Source organism: Tenacibaculum sp. TB-53, from assembly GCF_059716285.2.
Window position 1 is genome coordinate 1303343 of the sequence record NZ_CM202790.1, and the last position, 16724, is coordinate 1320066.

The window sequence follows — 16724 nt, forward strand, 5'->3', positions numbered from 1 at the left end:
GGTATAAAGAAATATTTAAAAAAAGTGACCTTCAGTTCGTATCTTGTGTCCAATTATTATAAACTGAGTACTAATTTTATTAAAATAACAAAATGACGGGAATTTTAGATTTATTAAATAGCGATATAGGAAAAACAATTATATCTGGTGTTGCCGGATCAACTGGGCAAGACACTAATAAAACTAGTAGTGTACTAACAATGGCATTACCTGTTTTAATGAAAGCAATGCAACGAAATGCTGCCACTCCTCAAGGTGCTGAAAGTTTAAAGAACGCATTAAATAAGCATGATGGTGGAATCTTAGATAATTTAGGTGATTTATTTAATGGTGGTGTAAATTCTGATGTTTTACAAGACGGTGGTAAAATTTTAGGTCATGTTTTAGGAAATAAACAGCAAGGAGTTGAACAAGTTATTGGTCAAAAAGCAGGAATGGATACTGGTGCTGTTGCTGATATTTTGAAAACTACTGCTCCTATTTTAATGGGGTTACTTGGTAAGCAATCTCGTCAAGAAAATGTAAATAATTCAAGTGATTTAAGTGGACTTCTAGGTGGTTTACTAGGCGGTAACTCTACTCAAAAAGAACAAAGCTTCTTAGAACAGATACTTGATGCTGATGGAGATGGTAGTATTGTTGATGATGTAGCTGGAATGATTTTAGGTAACGCTGGTAATAATCAACAAAAATCAGGAGGACTTTTAGGAGGACTTTTAGGTGGTGTGTTTGGAAAAAAATAATTTTATTTTGCTATAATTTATAATGAACGGGGAAACATTTGTTTCCCCCTTTTCTTTTGGTTATTTTTGCAGCATATTAGTACTTATGGAAAAACTTAAACATCGTTGGGGTATAAAAAGCAATTGGGCTTTAACTGCTATTTTTATAGTTTTTGCTATAAATGGATCATTTGCAGCTTGGGTTGCTAAACCTATTACAAATTTGCTAGGGTTATCTCCTGAAACCTTAAATCCTTGGTTATATTATCCTTTAAGAATTCTACTAGTTTTTCCTATTTACCAAACAACATTACCCTTAATTGGTTGGTTATTTGGACAATTTAAGTTTTTTTGGGAATTTGAAAAGAAGTTTTTAAGTAGGTTAGGACTAGGATTTATTTTTAAGGGGTAAAAATTCTTTTTATACTACCTATAAAAATATACAAACTACTCACCTCCTCCCATAAAGAATATTTTTTTAGTTTACTCTTTTAATTATCTCATTTATATTGATTGGTATTGGTAAATGTACACCCTCTAATAGAAAGCGTTTATGAACAGCTTCTTTTAAAGCACATTTAGTTTTAAATTCTTGAAACGGTTCGTTTAACCATACATAAGCACGCATATGAATATGGTCTGGATATATATCAATAACACGAACATCTACTTGATGCACATCACTAATCACCTGGTCTGGTGTACGATAATCAATAACAGTTGGTAACTTAACAGCTTCTTCTTGTATAATTTTTCTTGCTAAATCAATATCTGCTTTTAATCCTATTTTAAAATTGTTAAAACTTAATACATGAGAGTCTTCTATGGTATGATTTAAAATAGAATCTGTACTAATTACCGAATTGGGTATAATTAACCGCTTATTCTCAAAGTTATTTATTACAGTATGTCTCAACGTTATGTCTTCAACAATACCAACTCTAGTTTCATCCAGTTTAATATAGTCGCCCACTCTAAAGGGGCGGAATATAACTATGAAAGCTCCTGCTATTAAGTTAGATAGTGCTGCTTGTGCAGCAAAACCTATAATAGCGGCTAAAATACCGGCTCCAGAAAAAATTAAAGTCGCTTTACTTCTAAAAGCAGGCACCGCCATAATTACATAAATGACACTTAAAAGTCCAATTACAAACGATACTGAATTACGTAAAAATTGAATACTTGTTCTACCAAAACGATCTTCTTTCTTGCTTTTAATAAGTTGCCAAATAATCGCTCTTACCAACCTAGAAATACCCCAAGACACTAAGAATACCACTATAATATATCCTAACGCTCCAAAAAAGGTATCTAGGTTAAAACGATATGGTAAAAACTTATCCATTAAAATAATGCTGTTTGACTTTCGTCGTCTTTATCTTTTTTCTTCTTTTGAAGTGCTCTTTCTAATGCTTTTTTTGCTTTATCTTCTTTAGACTCTACAAACGTTTTATCTTTAGGCGTAGTATCTTCTACATTCAAAGGTAATGCTTCTTCTTTAATTTCTTCTTCATCAGTTACCTCAATATCCTCAACTTTTTCCTCTTCTGGTTCTTCGTAAGGTAATGACTCTAATAAGTTTACTGTTCTTATTTTATCTGTTGTTAATTGATTTCCTTGAGCTTTAATTCCTTTAATTGCTATAAAGTCTTCAAAGTTCACTTTTATTTTTTCTAGGCTCCTTTTTGAGAAAATTACCTCTGCCATAGGACGATAATCTGTAGCTATGATTTCTAACTTCGATTTTTCATCTTCTGATATAAAAAGTTCTTCTTTATCTGGTGTTTCAACTAAGAATCGTTTTACAAAATAACGTTCTTTAACCCCGTCAAAATAAATTGCTGAAATTGGCTTATTAGGCTTCCATTTTTCTAACACAATCATATCATTTTCAAAATGCATCGCTAAATCTGGTGATACTGCTTTGATTTTTCCTGATTGAGTTGCTATTAATATTTTATCTTCTGCTTTAAACTCACCTAACAACTCTCCTCTCCCATCAACATTTAAACGTTGTACTGTATCGTCAAACCAAATTTTTCTAGGTTTTAAAGTTGAAACTCCTGCTTCTTTAAACTCTACTTTTTTAATTGAGTACTTGGTTACTAAGTTTCCTCTAACACTACGTCCTTTTATGGCTAAATCTGCAAAATCAATATCCCATTTTAATTTTTTAACACTTCCTACTGCTCTAAGTAAAATAGTTACTACCTCAGCTTCTCCATTAGAGTTAGCTGTAAAGTATAATACTTTTGATTTTGAATCTCCGTTGGCTAAGTTGTACTCTTTATCACGAGTAACTGATGTAACGTTAAAACGCTTCATATATGAAGGTCCTTTCGCTCCATCACGATATATCATGTTGTAAACTGTACGTTTATCTTTTTTCTTGAATATTGCAACATGAATAATTCCTTTTCCTACAAAGGTTTTAGAATCTACTTTCGTCACTACCATTGAACCATCTTCTCTAAACACTATAACATCATCAATATCTGCACAATCGGTAACGTACTCGTCTTTTCGTAGCGATGTTCCTATAAATCCTTCTTCTCTATTTACATAAAGTTTTGAGTTACGCATAACTACTTTGGTAGCTACGATATCATCAAAAATGCGGATTTCTGTTTTACGCTCTTTTCCTTTTCCGTATTTTGCTTTTAACTCTTTAAAATAGTCTATTGCAAAATCAATTAAATTATCTAAATGATGTTTAACCTCAGCTATTTTCTCTTCTAAACTTTCAATAAATTGTTTTGCTTTGTCAATATCGAATTTAGAGATTTTCTTAATTCTTATTTCTGTTAAACGAACAATATCTTCTTCGGTTACTTCTCTTTTTAAATGCTTAGTATGCGGTTTTAACCCTAGGTCAATTGCTTCTATTACTCCTTCCCAAGTTTCTACTTCTTCAATATCACGGTAAATTCTATTCTCAATAAAAATACGTTCTAAAGAAGCAAAATGCCATTGCTCTTCTAATTCATGTAATTGAATTTCTAATTCACGTTTAAGTAACTCTACTGTAAAGTCTGTTGATTTTTTTAGAACTTCTGTTACTCCAATAAACACAGGTTTATTATCCTCAATAATACAACACAGTGGAGAAATTGAATTTTCACAACTGGTAAAAGCGTATAAGGCATCAATTGTTTTATCTGGCGATACATTAGCTGGTAAATGCACTAAAATTTCAACATTAGCCGCGGTATTATCTTCAATACGTTTGATCTTAATTTTACCTTTATCGTTCGCTTTTAAAATGCTATCAATTAATGATGATGTGGTAGTACCAAAAGGCACTTCAGTAATTACCAACGTTTTTTTATCAAGTGCCGATATTTTTGCTCGTACTCTTACTTTTCCTCCTCGTTTACCATCGTTATAATTGGTAACATCTGCTATTCCTCCAGTTAAAAAGTCGGGTACAATCGTAAAACTTCTTCCTTTTAAATATTTTACAGAAGCATCTATTAACTCGTTAAAGTTATGCGGTAATATTTTAGTTGATAATCCTACTGCAATACCTTCTGCTCCTTGAGCTAATAGCAAAGGGAACTTTACAGGTAAGTTTACAGGTTCTTTTTTACGTCCATCATACGAGGCTTGCCATTCGGTAGTTTTGGCATTGAAAACAACATCTAGTGCAAATTTAGACAAACGTGCTTCAATATAACGAGAAGCCGCTGCACGGTCTCCTGTTAAAATGTTTCCCCAGTTACCTTGCATATCGATTAGTAATTCTTTCTGTCCCATTTGTACCATGGCATCGGCAATTGATGCATCTCCGTGAGGGTGATACTGCATTGTGTGACCAACAATGTTTGCTACTTTATTATAGCGTCCATCATCTAAGTCTTTCATTGAATGCATAATACGACGTTGCACGGGTTTAAACCCATCTTCCATTGATGGCACTGCACGTTCTAAAATTACATATGAAGCATAGTCTAAAAACCATTCTTTGTACATACCTGTTACCTTGGTAATGGTTTCTGTACTTTCAACAGGTTTATTTAGTTCTTCGTCATGTTCGTACTTATTGTTTTCTTCACTCATGTATGAATTCTATAAACGTTTATAGTTAAAATTGTTTTTTGTGGTTTAGTTAGTCAAATAATATTCTACCTCTAGAATTTCTACTGAGTTTGCAAAACCAATATCTCGATTTTCTTCAATTTCTACACTTACAGTACAGCTTGAATTGGCAAGTATACTTTCACATGAAGGAGAAAGAAACTCTGCATAGGTAGTAGAAAACTCGACACCATCAATTGACATAGTAAAGTAAGGAATTCCTTTTACCGAATAACTGTTTAAATTATTTAATTTTACTTCAAACGCTAACTTAGAAGTATTATTCCCTGTGTTAGATATATACTCAAAACTTAATAGCTCGTATGTGAAATTTTCTAACGATGGAGGCTCTATATTTACTGGTTCTGTAATTAACTCTAAATCACATGGTACTTCTTGTTCTATATCGTAACGATACGATTGGTTTCCTACCCAATAAAGTTGGGGAATGGTAATTGTTTTTAAACATTCTTCCTCTTCGTTTGAAGAGCAATTATATAAAACTACTATAAAACATGTTAACAATAAGGTTTTTACTGAATTGTATAATTTTTTACCCATTTTTTATCTGATGTTTTTATTCTTTGTCGTTTTAATAGATAAACCCAATATTAAAGTCATAATTAACATTAATAATGTTTCTATATATGAATTTTGACTTGATGATCTACCAAAATAAATCATTAAAGCACACGCAATAATCATTATCAATGATACTATTATAATTACTTTCTTTAATTCTTTCATATTAATTTTCTTCTACTAAATCTAACTCAACCTTTAAGTTGTTAATAATAAACTTTTGTCTGTCTGGAGTATTTTTACCCATATAGAATTCTAACATTTGTTCTATCGACATTTCTTTGTCTAACATTACTGGGTCTAAACGAATATCATCTCCAATAAAATGGACAAATTCGTTAGGAGAAATCTCCCCTAACCCCTTAAATCGAGTTATTTCTGGTTTTCCTCTTAGTTTGTTTATCGCATCTTGCTTTTCTTCTTCTGAATAACAATAAATGGTTTCTTTTTTGTTTCGTACTCTAAATAACGGTGTTTCTAAAATATACAGGTGTCCTTCTTTGATTACTTCTGGAAAGAACTGTAAGAAAAAGGTTATTAATAACAAGCGAATATGCATACCATCAACATCGGCATCGGTAGCAATTACAATATTGTTATAACGTAAGTCCTCCAGTCCGTCTTCAATGTTTAAAGCTGCTTGTAGTAGGTTAAACTCTTCGTTTTCGTACACTATCTTTTTAGACAACCCATACGAGTTTAATGGCTTTCCTTTTAAACTAAATACTGCTTGTGTGTTTACGTTACGTGATTTTGTTATAGATCCACTTGCCGAATCTCCCTCCGTAATAAACAACGTAGTGTCTAAATATCCATCTTTTTTAGTGTCTCCAAAATGAATACGGCAATCACGTAATTTCTTGTTGTGTAAACTTGCTTTTTTGGCACGTTCACGAGCTAATTTTCGTATTCCTGATAATTCTTTACGCTCTTTTTCTGCCTGTAATATCTTCTTTTGAAGTTTGTCGGCTACTTCCGTATTCTTATGTAAGTAATTATCTAACTGTGTTTTTATAAAATCATTAATATACGTTCTAACGGTTGGCAAGTCTCCTCCCATTTCTGTAGAACCTAATTTTGTTTTTGTTTGACTTTCAAAAACTGGTTCCATTACCTTAATAGAAATAGCACCGATAATTGATTTACGTACATCAGAAGCATCAAAATTCTTTCCAAAAAACTCTCGAACTGTTTTTACTACTGCTTCTCTAAATGCGTTTAAGTGCGTTCCTCCTTGTGTAGTATTTTGTCCGTTTACAAACGAATGGTATTCTTCCGAATATTGTGTTCTACTGTGTGTAATTGCTACTTCAATATCACTGCCTCGTAAATGAATTATAGGATACAACATATCTTCTTTATTGTTGTTGTCTTCCAATAAATCTTTTAACCCGTTTTCTGAATAAAACTTTTCTCCGTTAAAAACAATGGTTAACCCTGGGTTTAGGTACACATAGTTTTTTAATAGTTTAGAAATATATTCAGGACGGTACTTGTAATTTTTAAAGATGGTTTCATCAGCTATAAAGGTTACTTTAGTACCTCTACGGCGTGATGTTTCATCTAATAATTCTTGATTGGTTAAGTTTCCTTTCTCAAACTCTGCTGAAGCTGATTTACCGTCACGGTTAGACTCTACCCTAAAATAGGTTGATAACGCATTTACTGCTTTCGTACCAACTCCATTTAATCCAACTGATTTTTTAAAGGCTTTGGAGTCGTACTTTCCTCCTGTGTTCATCTTCGAAACCACGTCCACTACTTTTCCTAGCGGAATACCACGTCCGTAATCTCGCACAATTACTTTATTCCCTTGTACAGAAACTTCTATGGTTTTACCTCCTCCCATGACAAATTCGTCAATAGAGTTATCTAAAACCTCTTTAACCAAAATGTAAATTCCGTCGTCTGGAGATGATCCGTCTCCCAGTTTACCAATATACATCCCTGGTCGCATACGAATATGTTCCTTCCAATCGAGCGAGCGTATATTGTCTTCGGTATATTGTGTTTCTTGCGTCATAAAAAATTGTGTGAATTGAAGTCTGTGCTAAAATAGTATTTCGCCAGAAAAAATAAAAAACTCTGTTAATATAGTTATCAACAGAGTTCGTTTTTATTTACTAAATAGTTTGCGTTTATAAGGTTATACGTCAAATTACTTTTAGTAAGCTATAAAAACACTAAAGTTAACAACTAAACAAAAACTATTAAGTTGGTTATAGTCTAAAAACATTAAAACCTATAAGAATAAATAGTATTTAGTAAAAACAACGCTTACCTAACCTAGATGTCCTATTAACAATCCAACCAGCCTTAAAAAATGTATCATACATTGTAGTTTTTACCGTAAGTTTGTCTAACAAATTTAAGTATTCAACATGACAACTTTATTCATAAACATTAAAGAATTAATACAAATTAGAGAAACAAGCACTAAAAAAGTAGCTGGAGCTTCGATGAACATTTTACCTACTATAAAAAATGCTTTTTTATTGGTTGAAAATGGTATTATTACCGACTATGGTAGCATGAAAAAAGCTCCTATTTCTGCTGATAAAACGGTGGATTGTACTGGTAAAATGATGTTGCCTACTTGGTGCGATTCTCATACACACATTGTATATGCAGGCAATCGTGAACAAGAGTTTGTAGATAGAATTAATGGTTTGAGTTATGAAGAAATTGCCAATCGTGGTGGTGGTATTGTAAATTCGGCTAAGAAATTACAAGAAACTTCAGAAGAAGAGCTATACCAACAATCAGCAAAACGCTTAGAAGAAGTAATTGCTTTAGGTACTGGTGCTGTTGAAATAAAATCTGGTTATGGTTTAACCGTAGATGCTGAGTTAAAAATGCTACGTGTTATAAAAAAGCTACGAGAGAATTATAACATTCCTGTAAAAGCTACTTTTTTAGGGGCACACGCCTTCCCTACTGAATACAAAAACAACAGAGAAGGATATATCAATGTAATTATTGAAGAAATGTTACCTAAAGTTGCTGAGGAAAATCTAGCGGATTTTGTAGATGCTTTCTGCGAAACGGGATACTTCTCAGTAGAAGATACCGACAGAATTTTAACTGCTGCGCAACAATACGGATTAACACCCAAAGTACACGTAAACCAGTTTACAACTATTGGCGGGGTTCAAGTGAGCATAAAACACAATGCCTTGTCAGTAGATCATTTAGAAGTAATGAACACAGAAGACATTGAAGCCTTGAAAGGAACGCAAACCATGCCTGTTGCCTTACCTTCTTGTTCGTACTTTTTAAGTATTCCATACACCCCTGCTCGTGATATTATAAATGCAGGGTTACCGTTAGCCTTAGCTACCGATTACAACCCAGGGTCTACACCATCAGGAAATATGAATTTTGTGGTAGCAACAGCTTGTATTAAAATGAAAATGACACCAGAAGAGGCTATAAATGCAGCAACTATTAACGGAGCGTATGCGATGAATTTATCAAACGAGGTTGGAAGTATTACCAAGGGAAAAAAGGCGAATTTAATCCTTACAAAAGAAATTCCTTCGTATGGATTTTTACCGTACTCCTTCGGAAGTAACTTAATCGACGCTGTATTTATCAACGGAAAAGAGGTTTAAATTGCACACTGTTATTCCAAGTGACAACGTATAATCTCATTAAGATGAGTTACGAACATTCTTGAGATTTCTCCTTTCGTTACACTTCAGTTCGGAATGACGTTTTCTAAAAAGACAATACAACAATATGCTAACAATATTCAACAAAAAAGACATACAAGAGTTTGTTGCCCCACGTGAAGGCGAAACAAAATTAGGTGAGTGCGTTGCAGTAATCGACTCCAAAAAAGAACTACAATCAGAACTTAAAAATTCCTCTGCTTCTTTTGTTATTTTAGGAATTCCAGAAGATATTGGTGTTCGTATGAATGGCGGAAATGGTGGTGCACACACTGCTTTTATTCCTGCTTTAAAGTCGTTTTTAAACACCCAGCAAAATCAATTTATTAATGGAAACGACATCCTAGTGTTAGGATATTTGGATTGTTTGGACGATGTATATAGTTTTGATGTTTCTGACAGAGAAAAAGGTGATTTATTAGTAAAAGCAATAGATAAAGAGCTTTCTAAGCTTATTAAAATAATTGTTGAGAGTGGTAAAACTCCTATTATCATTGGTGGTGGACACAACAATGCTTACGGAAATATTAAAGGGCTTTCTGAAGGGAAAAATCAACCTGTAAATGTGATTAACTTAGATGCGCATACCGATTTACGTCGTTTGGAAGAGCGTCATAGTGGTAACGGATTTTCGTACGCTTTACAAGAAGGCTTTATTCAAAATTACTTTATGTTCGGGTTGCATGAAAACTACACGCCTCAATATGTGTTTGAAATGATTCATGATAGTTTAAACTTAGAGTATAATACGTTTGAAGAGTTAGAAGTGTATCACACTACTTCTTTTAAAGGCGAATTACAACGTGCTGAAAGTTTTATAGAAAATGCTCCTTTCGGAATTGAAATTGATTTGGATTGTGTGCAGCATTTTCCAAGTAGTGCTATGACACCTAGCGGATTTACTCCACAACAAGCTCGTAGATTTACACATTATTTTGGAAAGCTACTAAATGCTTCTTATTTACATATTTGTGAGGGAGCCCCAGCAGTTGTTAAAGATAAAATAGCTAACGGGCAAGTAGGAAAATACATTAGCTACTTAATTTCTGATTTTATTAAGGCTAAGAGTAATTAATTACACGTTACTTCTACCACAAAGTTCAGTTTATAAAGTACTATTAAACTTGATATGTATAATGGAAATGCCTTTTCGTACCTAATGGAAAAGACATTTAGTGCCTAGTGGAAGTGATATTTGATGCCTAATAGAAACGTTTTAATAATAAATAAGCCTAATACGTTAGTGGTATAACGTATTAGGCTTTAAAAAAGAGTTACTTTTTATCTTAAGCTACAGTAACTGTAAAAGAAGAATCAGAAACACGAATATCTTTTAAATAAATATCAATGCTACTCGTTGCTTGCGTTTTAACTCTAACACGGTAGTTACCCGCAGTAAGGGCTGGAACTTGACCAATAATTTTCTTATAGCTGTTTTGTGCCAAATAAGACACTTTGGTTTCGGTACCGTCTTCGGCAACAAAATACAAACCAACCTCGGGTAAGTCACCCGCAACCTTTAAACGCAAACCGTTCAGCTCAAATAATCCGTTAGCAGATAAGGCGGTATTCGTAGTTGCTGTGGTAATATCTTTTAAATTAGTAATAACCGTGTTGGTAATAGGAGCAGTTACTTTTTGTAGCGGAATATCGTCTTTAATTTCGTTGATTAACTTTCCGCTGTTGAGGTTTACGTGTAGTTTATGAGTATCAGGATTAAAACCATCCTCCTCGGTATCAAAAACCCCAGAAATAGAGTAGCCAATATTTAATAAAGGTAGGTTAATGTTATCGCCTTCTTCTATCGACTCGATAATTTCTTCATAGTAAGAATTAAGCACCGCCACAATATCGGTTTTACTTACTAGGTTTCTTTTGCTCAACATTTTATCAATCAACTCGTCTTGATTAATAGTACGCTCTGTTAATATGCGTGCTGAGTAGTTGGTTTCATCGGTTAACTTGTTTTCAATTAAATAGTACTTCATCATATTGATTTTTAAATTATTTACTTTTCCTTTTGAATCCTTTTTTGGGTAGTAACAGTTGGGGTATTGGAGCAATAACCAATACATGCCAAAACAATTACTAACCTTGGTGTTATTCATCACCAAACAATCAGGTACAAGAGTACCTTTATAGCATTAACTTCGTAAAGATGTTGTAAAATTGAATGTGGTTGAATAGTAATAAGAGATAGCAATTTACTTTTTACAAACAATTTTTATAGCTGACACTAAAATAGTTGTTTTTCGTTTTAACCGTCTGACTTTATGAGTTTTTTAACGTTTTAGATGGTATGTAAATAGAAAACACGGATGTGGAACCCGTGTTAATAATGGTTGTTTTTTATAATATTTTTGTTATTAGTTAGCATATTGTAAAGTTAAATAAATTGGTATAATATATTTATTATGGTACATATTCATTAAAAATCTCTTTCATTTTTATTCTCCATCTTTCAGGTATATCAGTCCAGTTCTCACCCCAAGATTGAGTCTGTAGGTATGCTTTAAAAGGTTTTTCATGCGTAGCTGTATATCCAATTTCGTCTTCGACATTTTCTTCCATCATTATTATTCTTCCATTTCCATTTAAAGCTTGGTTTATAGGTGCGTTAAATTTTACAGCCCCTTCAGTTCCATTGTCTCTATCATGTACAACTATTGGTTTTAACCCCATAGAAGTTAAATATTTTATAAGCCCTATTATTGCTGCTTTCCCTCTTGCTTTTATAACTTCAAAGTTAGATTTGATTTTAAGAAAGTCTTCTTTTGGTAATCTAGATAATGTTTCTCGGATTAAAATATCTTCAGTGTCTCCTTCAACAATTATAATATTATTTGTAAAAAATGTTCTTGCGATATAGTCATCAATTTTTAAAAGCATTTTCACATAGTCCTTATGCTCTTCTTGGAGAGACTTAAAGGCATCACTAACAGAAAAAGCCTCTCCGATAATAGAATTACCATTTTCACTAAGTCTATTAAGAACTTGTCTAGGTTTTCTTGAAATATCAATAATAAATGGAGAATGAGTTGAAGCAATTATTTGTGAGGAAGAACTACTTAAATCATAGATTGTATCTCTCATCTGATTTGCGGCACTAGGATTAAGATAGATTTCAGGTTCTTCAAAGCAAATGATTAAAGAACGAGTAGTTTCATCTTCTTTTTTAGATAACCATTTCTGACGGAATCTTAACATACCAAAAACTGCTGCTCTTACCATACCAGTTCCTTGATTTTGTATAGATGTTCTAATGTTACTAGACATTTCTACATTAAATGATGGTTTAAGAACTTTTGTAGGATCACTTAAGTCAGTAGTGGCGTGTAATTTTGAATCGGGAAAAATACTACTTAATACATCGTTTAATTCAATCATCATTTTTCCAAAATCTGATTTATCATCTGAAGGGTCAAGTTCTTTAGCAAGTTTGTCTAAGTACTCTTGAGCAGATTTAAAGTTATCTGAACCTTCTCTAACAGTATCAAATAGTTCAACTAAGGTTTTTCCTAAAACACCATTACTTGAACCTTGTATCTCATTAATGGAAGTATCAATAGGAATAAGCAAGAAACGAGGTAGCATTTTTAATACGTTCCCAGGAATACCACCAGGGTTTTGAAACCATTCTTCCTCATCTTTTAGTTCCCAAATTTCATCGATTGATTCTAATTTTTCCTTTGCCGCTTTACTCTTACCAACAGCTTTATCTAACTCTGGAAATAGTTCAGTTATTATTTCAGCTCCAATGCCAGCATCAATATAATCTTGTGGTTTTTTACAGTCTACAAACTCTTTTTTTAATTCTCTTACTTTTGATTTGAATTCAATAATAACATCCCTCCCTAAATTATATGTTTTTCTGTATGTTACAGACAACCCTGTTTCTTTATCTGATTCATATTTGAATATTCTTCCTTTAAACCCTCTCCAGTTATTGGCTTCTACTGGTAAATTTCTAAACTCTCCTTCAATGACAATTGTGGTTGTATCAGGTTTTGTTTCTTCTGTTTCTTCATCAATTATTGAATGATAATCAGAACTATTGAGTTGTTTTTTTGCAGATAATAGTATCTCTATTGCTTTTAAAATAGAACTCTTTCCTGTATTATTTTGACCAATTAAAAATGTTGCATCACCTAAAAGTATTTCAACATCTTTTAATCTTCTGAATCCTTTAATTTTTAATCTATGTAGTCTCATTATTAGATTAGTTTATTTACGTTATTTTTTTGTTTTGTTACCTTATAATTAAGGGAAAAGTTGTTAACCCGTACTGTAAAATAAGTCGACAAATTATAAAACTAAAGGTGCAAAACCTTACGGTTTTCCGTAACCTAAATTACGGATTTCCGCAAAACACCTGCTATTACACATATAATTACCATTTAATAATATAACAGTTGTTATTACTAACGATATTTTACTACTTTTAAAACGTTAACATACAGTTATACAGAATTTTAAAACGTGTTGTACTACCAACATAAAACGAGTATAGCTGCGTATAACAACAATTAACAAACCAAACTAACTAAACATTATGAAAACTCTAAGCACCTGCTTAGCACTCTTTTTTTATGTGCTTTGCGTTAACGGACAAACACAAACTATTAACTGTGAATCCGAAATAAAAAAGTTGAGTAGTACCTATGAAAACTACAACAAAACATTAGAAGAAAAGAAGCAAGAAATAGACGAAACCAAAAAGTCGATTACTCAAGAAAGCTTAGACAAGCTCAGTACTTTAATTAAAGACAGAAAGGCGTATATAGATTCACTAAACCTTACATACGTTAAATTTACTAGCTATAAAAACGTGTGTACCAACATTCCTGCAGATTCAATAGCTAGTTGGTTTCCTCATAAAGAACCACCTACACGAGAAACCATAGCCAAAGAAGCTGAACAAGAAGAAACAGTAGAAGAACCTGTAACCTACAGCTATTTTAATGAAGATGTAATTATTAGTGAAGATATTAACGGAGCTGAGAGGACATCTAGAGAGAAAAAGGTGTTCAATCAGGTATTAAAACAAGTAAACCAAGAAACTTATTTTGGAGATATTACCATACCTAAAGAAGGACAGGAGTTTTGTTTTTATAATAATGATGAAGAACGCCAAGACACATTAAAGTATAGGTTTAAAAAGATAGATATTGAAATTCGCGATGGTAGCTTAGCTGATATTCAGGTATTGGTAGAATACAAAGGAAGCATGCTGTTGTTTGAAAACTATGTAGGAGTAAGCTTTTTACGATATGGATATTGGGCATCTAAAAACTATCTTTTTTACTCACAAAAACAACCAACAACCAACGTTGATGAAAAAGAGTTTGAAAACCTTCGTATTCGTTTAAGTGATGTACTCATGTATAAGTATAAAATAGGAAACAACTACGTACCACACGACTTAACGTTAGAACTGCCTAAAGAAGATATAGATGGAAACGAAACCAACCTAACAGCACCAGTAACCTATCAAATAAAGGAGGAAACCTATTTAGATAAAATAGTAGAGCTACGTGCTTATACTGATTTTTTAGCACTCTTTGGAGAGTCTGACAACGGATTGGTGCAGTTAGAAGGAAGTGCAAAGTTTTATGTATTTCCTTTTTCAAGGCAAATCTTTAGTTCTTCAATGCAATACGAATTTTTAAAATCAATTACACCTTATGTACACTATGCTAAGTTTGAAGAAGACAAAGGTTTAGTTACCGCAACAGGTGGTGTAATAGGAAATACGTTAGACTTGGTAGAAAAACGCTTTTTAACCGTAGGTGGAGAAGTAAACTTCTTTGAAGTGTATCAAAAAAACTATCCTATGAAAATGAACTTTTTTGGTACGATAGACTATAATCTAACGAGAGTTCAAAACGATACCCAAGGAGTAGAAAACTTAAAAGCATTGAGTTATGGAGGAGGAATAAGCTTATCATCAAAACGATTTAACAACTTCGGTTTCAATTATAAATTAGGACTTCACTGGTTTGATTATAAAAGCTATAACGGGTCTAGTACTATAGATTTAGATTTTAAAGTACCTGTAGTGAAAAATCAAGCAGAAGTATTTTACCATCCTAACAAAAACCCTAATCAAGCTATTTTTGCAAGATTAGTAACCTATAATTACAAAGGAAGCGAAAGCGATGAGGCTTTTTATCAGTTTCAATTTGGGTATAAGTTCTCCTTAGGGTCAAGAACAGTAAAGAAATAATACATAAAAAGAGGTTATTTGTTAAGAATAACCTCTTTTTATATAACAGTTTTATGAGTTCTATTAAAATCTAACAAAATTCTAATTTCATCGTGTTACCTCGAACCTATGTGAGAGGTCTCAAGGCAATGAGTTACACCTTTTAATAAGATTCCTCACTACCGTTATTTGTTAACGTCATTGCGAGCCTTTCGGCTGTTGCTCAAGATAGACTAAAACGAAGCAATCTCTATGTTTTGAGTTCTAAATAAACAGATTACTTCGTCGTATCCTCCTCGTAATGAGGATAAAAAGAAACTTATTTTAGCTTATTTAAATACACCTTTGTACTTGGCATTTCAGCTACATTTATGGTGTCTGGAATATAGCCTTCTGCCTGAAGTACTACCAAGCCTTCTCTAAACTCATATAGATTTACAGTTCCATCAATATCTGATATAATTGTATCTGTTGGTTCTCTTAGATTAATTACTTTAACGTTTTTTATCGGGGTTTCCGTAGTATTTAAAACTTGTATATTCCAAATCCCCATAAAATGCCTTCGTTTGTGATAATCTTCACTAGAGTTCCATAAATATATAATAGTTATAAAGAATATAAAAACTGATACAATAGTAAAAGAGAGGTAAATAAGTACTTTTAAATATAGCTTTTGTTTTCTAAATCGAGAACTAAGAATTAATATTAAAGAACCTAGTGCAAATAGTATGAGGAAAATTTTTACCATGTTTTATTTATTAGAACCTAACCTTAGTCTTCTAAAGGAAGTATTGCTTTCTTCTGTAGAATTACAGTATCTGCTTTTTTATTTAGAAATGTGTACCCTACTACTTCACCACTATGAGTCCAAACCGTTCTTACTATCTTAGTTTTATAGCCTTTTTTGGAGAAGGATAATTTAGAGATGAAGTTGATGTCTTTTTTTAATTTGAAATACCCTTTAGAATCAGATAATGTTGAATTATTAAAGTCTAACTCTTTTACTTCTATATTTGGTAAAGGTCTATTATTTTCATCTAAAACAACCCCATGATAAAAAAGTCTTTTTTCTTTACAGGATAATAATAAAGCCATGAAAAATATGAATAAAAGTTTTCTCATTTTATTCTTTCCTCTTCATAAATAAAGTGTCTGACTTTTTAGTTATAAAGATTGTTTTATCTCCTCCTCTAAACTCTATATAAGGGCTTATTGTATCTATTTCAAATCCTTCTTTTTTAAAAATTAAATTTGCTATAAATGAATCTCTATCTAGTTTAAAATATCCTTCTTTATTTGTGTATATGGAATTCGACAACGCTGCTTCTTCATAAACTTTTACATTATCTATTGGCTTTTTATTTTCATCAAATACATAGCCGTGATAACAATCACATAGCTCTTGTTTGCAAGAAACTGTTAAAAGTAATAGTGTTAGTAATAATACGTTTTTCATTTTAGATG

At 32.3% G+C, this 16724-nt stretch carries 14 protein-coding genes; 5 read left to right on the forward strand and 9 right to left on the reverse strand.

Annotated elements, in window-relative coordinates; all coding sequences use genetic code 11:
• Positions 1 to 92: 92 nt before the first annotated feature.
• A complete protein-coding gene (locus tag AC3VJB_RS05910) occupies positions 93 to 743 on the forward strand; it encodes a DUF937 domain-containing protein (RefSeq protein ID WP_167713621.1) in 651 nt (216 codons plus the stop codon).
• Between the two features lie 85 nt (positions 744 to 828).
• Positions 829 to 1134 carry a DUF6787 family protein gene (locus AC3VJB_RS05915; RefSeq protein ID WP_073183678.1) on the forward strand — a complete coding sequence of 102 codons (306 nt, stop codon included), beginning with the start codon at positions 829 to 831 and terminating at the stop codon, positions 1132 to 1134.
• A gap of 66 nt (positions 1135 to 1200) precedes the next feature.
• Here AC3VJB_RS05915 and AC3VJB_RS05920 read toward each other — a convergent pair whose 3' ends face one another.
• The 4 genes from AC3VJB_RS05920 to AC3VJB_RS05935 all read right to left on the reverse strand — a co-directional run bounded on the left by AC3VJB_RS05920 (position 1201) and on the right by AC3VJB_RS05935 (position 7404).
• A complete protein-coding gene (locus AC3VJB_RS05920; RefSeq protein ID WP_073183681.1) occupies positions 1201 to 2067 on the reverse strand; it encodes a mechanosensitive ion channel family protein in 867 nt (288 codons plus the stop codon).
• On the reverse strand, positions 2067 to 4781 hold the full coding sequence (locus tag AC3VJB_RS05925; RefSeq protein ID WP_497666888.1) for a DNA gyrase/topoisomerase IV subunit A: 2715 nt from the start codon (positions 4779 to 4781) through the stop codon (positions 2067 to 2069). The genes AC3VJB_RS05920 and AC3VJB_RS05925 overlap by 1 nt, the downstream gene beginning before the upstream one ends.
• A 45-nt stretch (positions 4782 to 4826) precedes the next feature.
• Positions 4827 to 5360 (reverse strand): hypothetical protein, encoded by a 534-nt coding sequence (locus tag AC3VJB_RS05930; protein WP_047789050.1) that lies wholly within the window; start codon positions 5358 to 5360, stop codon positions 4827 to 4829.
• A 187-nt stretch (positions 5361 to 5547) separates the two neighbouring features.
• Complete coding sequence (locus AC3VJB_RS05935; RefSeq protein WP_047789051.1) at positions 5548 to 7404, reverse strand: DNA topoisomerase IV subunit B; 1857 nt, start codon at positions 7402 to 7404, stop codon at positions 5548 to 5550.
• 358 nt (positions 7405 to 7762) lie between these two features.
• On the opposite strand from AC3VJB_RS05935, the gene hutI reads away from it, so the two are divergent.
• Positions 7763 to 8995, forward strand: coding sequence for an imidazolonepropionase (hutI, locus tag AC3VJB_RS05940; RefSeq protein WP_159491400.1), 1233 nt, complete (start codon positions 7763 to 7765; stop codon positions 8993 to 8995).
• Positions 8996 to 9122: 127 nt separating this feature from the next.
• Positions 9123 to 10130, forward strand: coding sequence for a formimidoylglutamase (locus AC3VJB_RS05945; protein WP_497666889.1), 1008 nt, complete (start codon positions 9123 to 9125; stop codon positions 10128 to 10130).
• 211 nt (positions 10131 to 10341) lie between these two features.
• On the opposite strand, the gene AC3VJB_RS05950 is transcribed toward AC3VJB_RS05945, so the two are convergent.
• Complete coding sequence (locus AC3VJB_RS05950; protein ID WP_497666890.1) at positions 10342 to 11043, reverse strand: HU family DNA-binding protein; 702 nt, start codon at positions 11041 to 11043, stop codon at positions 10342 to 10344.
• Between the two features lie 424 nt (positions 11044 to 11467).
• A complete protein-coding gene (locus AC3VJB_RS05955; protein WP_497666891.1) occupies positions 11468 to 13267 on the reverse strand; it encodes an ATP-dependent nuclease in 1800 nt (599 codons plus the stop codon).
• Between the two features lie 436 nt (positions 13268 to 13703).
• Between AC3VJB_RS05955 and AC3VJB_RS05960 the strand changes: the two genes are divergently transcribed.
• Complete coding sequence (locus tag AC3VJB_RS05960; protein WP_520980980.1) at positions 13704 to 15281, forward strand: hypothetical protein; 1578 nt, start codon at positions 13704 to 13706, stop codon at positions 15279 to 15281.
• A 298-nt stretch (positions 15282 to 15579) separates the two neighbouring features.
• On the opposite strand, the gene AC3VJB_RS05965 is transcribed toward AC3VJB_RS05960, so the two are convergent.
• From AC3VJB_RS05965 to AC3VJB_RS05975, 3 genes are all read right to left on the reverse strand, one after another.
• A complete protein-coding gene (locus tag AC3VJB_RS05965) occupies positions 15580 to 15813 on the reverse strand; it encodes a hypothetical protein (protein ID WP_159616462.1) in 234 nt (77 codons plus the stop codon).
• 218 nt (positions 15814 to 16031) lie between these two features.
• Positions 16032 to 16355 carry a carboxypeptidase-like regulatory domain-containing protein gene (locus AC3VJB_RS05970; protein WP_520980981.1) on the reverse strand — a complete coding sequence of 108 codons (324 nt, stop codon included), beginning with the start codon at positions 16353 to 16355 and terminating at the stop codon, positions 16032 to 16034.
• Between the two features lie 28 nt (positions 16356 to 16383).
• Positions 16384 to 16716 carry a peptidase associated/transthyretin-like domain-containing protein gene (locus AC3VJB_RS05975; RefSeq protein ID WP_497666894.1) on the reverse strand — a complete coding sequence of 111 codons (333 nt, stop codon included), beginning with the start codon at positions 16714 to 16716 and terminating at the stop codon, positions 16384 to 16386.
• Positions 16717 to 16724 lie beyond the last annotated feature (8 nt).

Bases quoted from the DNA above. Each gene is read 5' to 3' on its own strand.
- AC3VJB_RS05950 (WP_497666890.1), bottom strand. From the start codon at position 11,043: ATGAAGTACTATTTAATTGAAAACAAGTTAACCGATGAAACCAACTAC.
- hutI (WP_159491400.1), top strand. From the start codon at position 7,763: ATGACAACTTTATTCATAAACATTAAAGAATTAATACAAATTAGAGAA.
- AC3VJB_RS05920 (WP_073183681.1), bottom strand. From the start codon at position 2,067: ATGGATAAGTTTTTACCATATCGTTTTAACCTAGATACCTTTTTTGGA.
- AC3VJB_RS05925 (WP_497666888.1), bottom strand. From the start codon at position 4,781: ATGAGTGAAGAAAACAATAAGTACGAACATGACGAAGAACTAAATAAA.
- AC3VJB_RS05930 (WP_047789050.1), bottom strand. From the start codon at position 5,360: ATGGGTAAAAAATTATACAATTCAGTAAAAACCTTATTGTTAACATGT.
- AC3VJB_RS05955 (WP_497666891.1), bottom strand. From the start codon at position 13,267: ATGAGACTACATAGATTAAAAATTAAAGGATTCAGAAGATTAAAAGAT.
- AC3VJB_RS05910 (WP_167713621.1), top strand. From the start codon at position 93: ATGACGGGAATTTTAGATTTATTAAATAGCGATATAGGAAAAACAATT.
- AC3VJB_RS05970 (WP_520980981.1), bottom strand. From the start codon at position 16,355: ATGGCTTTATTATTATCCTGTAAAGAAAAAAGACTTTTTTATCATGGG.
- AC3VJB_RS05965 (WP_159616462.1), bottom strand. From the start codon at position 15,813: ATGGGGATTTGGAATATACAAGTTTTAAATACTACGGAAACCCCGATA.
- AC3VJB_RS05935 (WP_047789051.1), bottom strand. From the start codon at position 7,404: ATGACGCAAGAAACACAATATACCGAAGACAATATACGCTCGCTCGAT.
- AC3VJB_RS05945 (WP_497666889.1), top strand. From the start codon at position 9,123: ATGCTAACAATATTCAACAAAAAAGACATACAAGAGTTTGTTGCCCCA.
- AC3VJB_RS05975 (WP_497666894.1), bottom strand. From the start codon at position 16,716: ATGAAAAACGTATTATTACTAACACTATTACTTTTAACAGTTTCTTGC.
- AC3VJB_RS05915 (WP_073183678.1), top strand. From the start codon at position 829: ATGGAAAAACTTAAACATCGTTGGGGTATAAAAAGCAATTGGGCTTTA.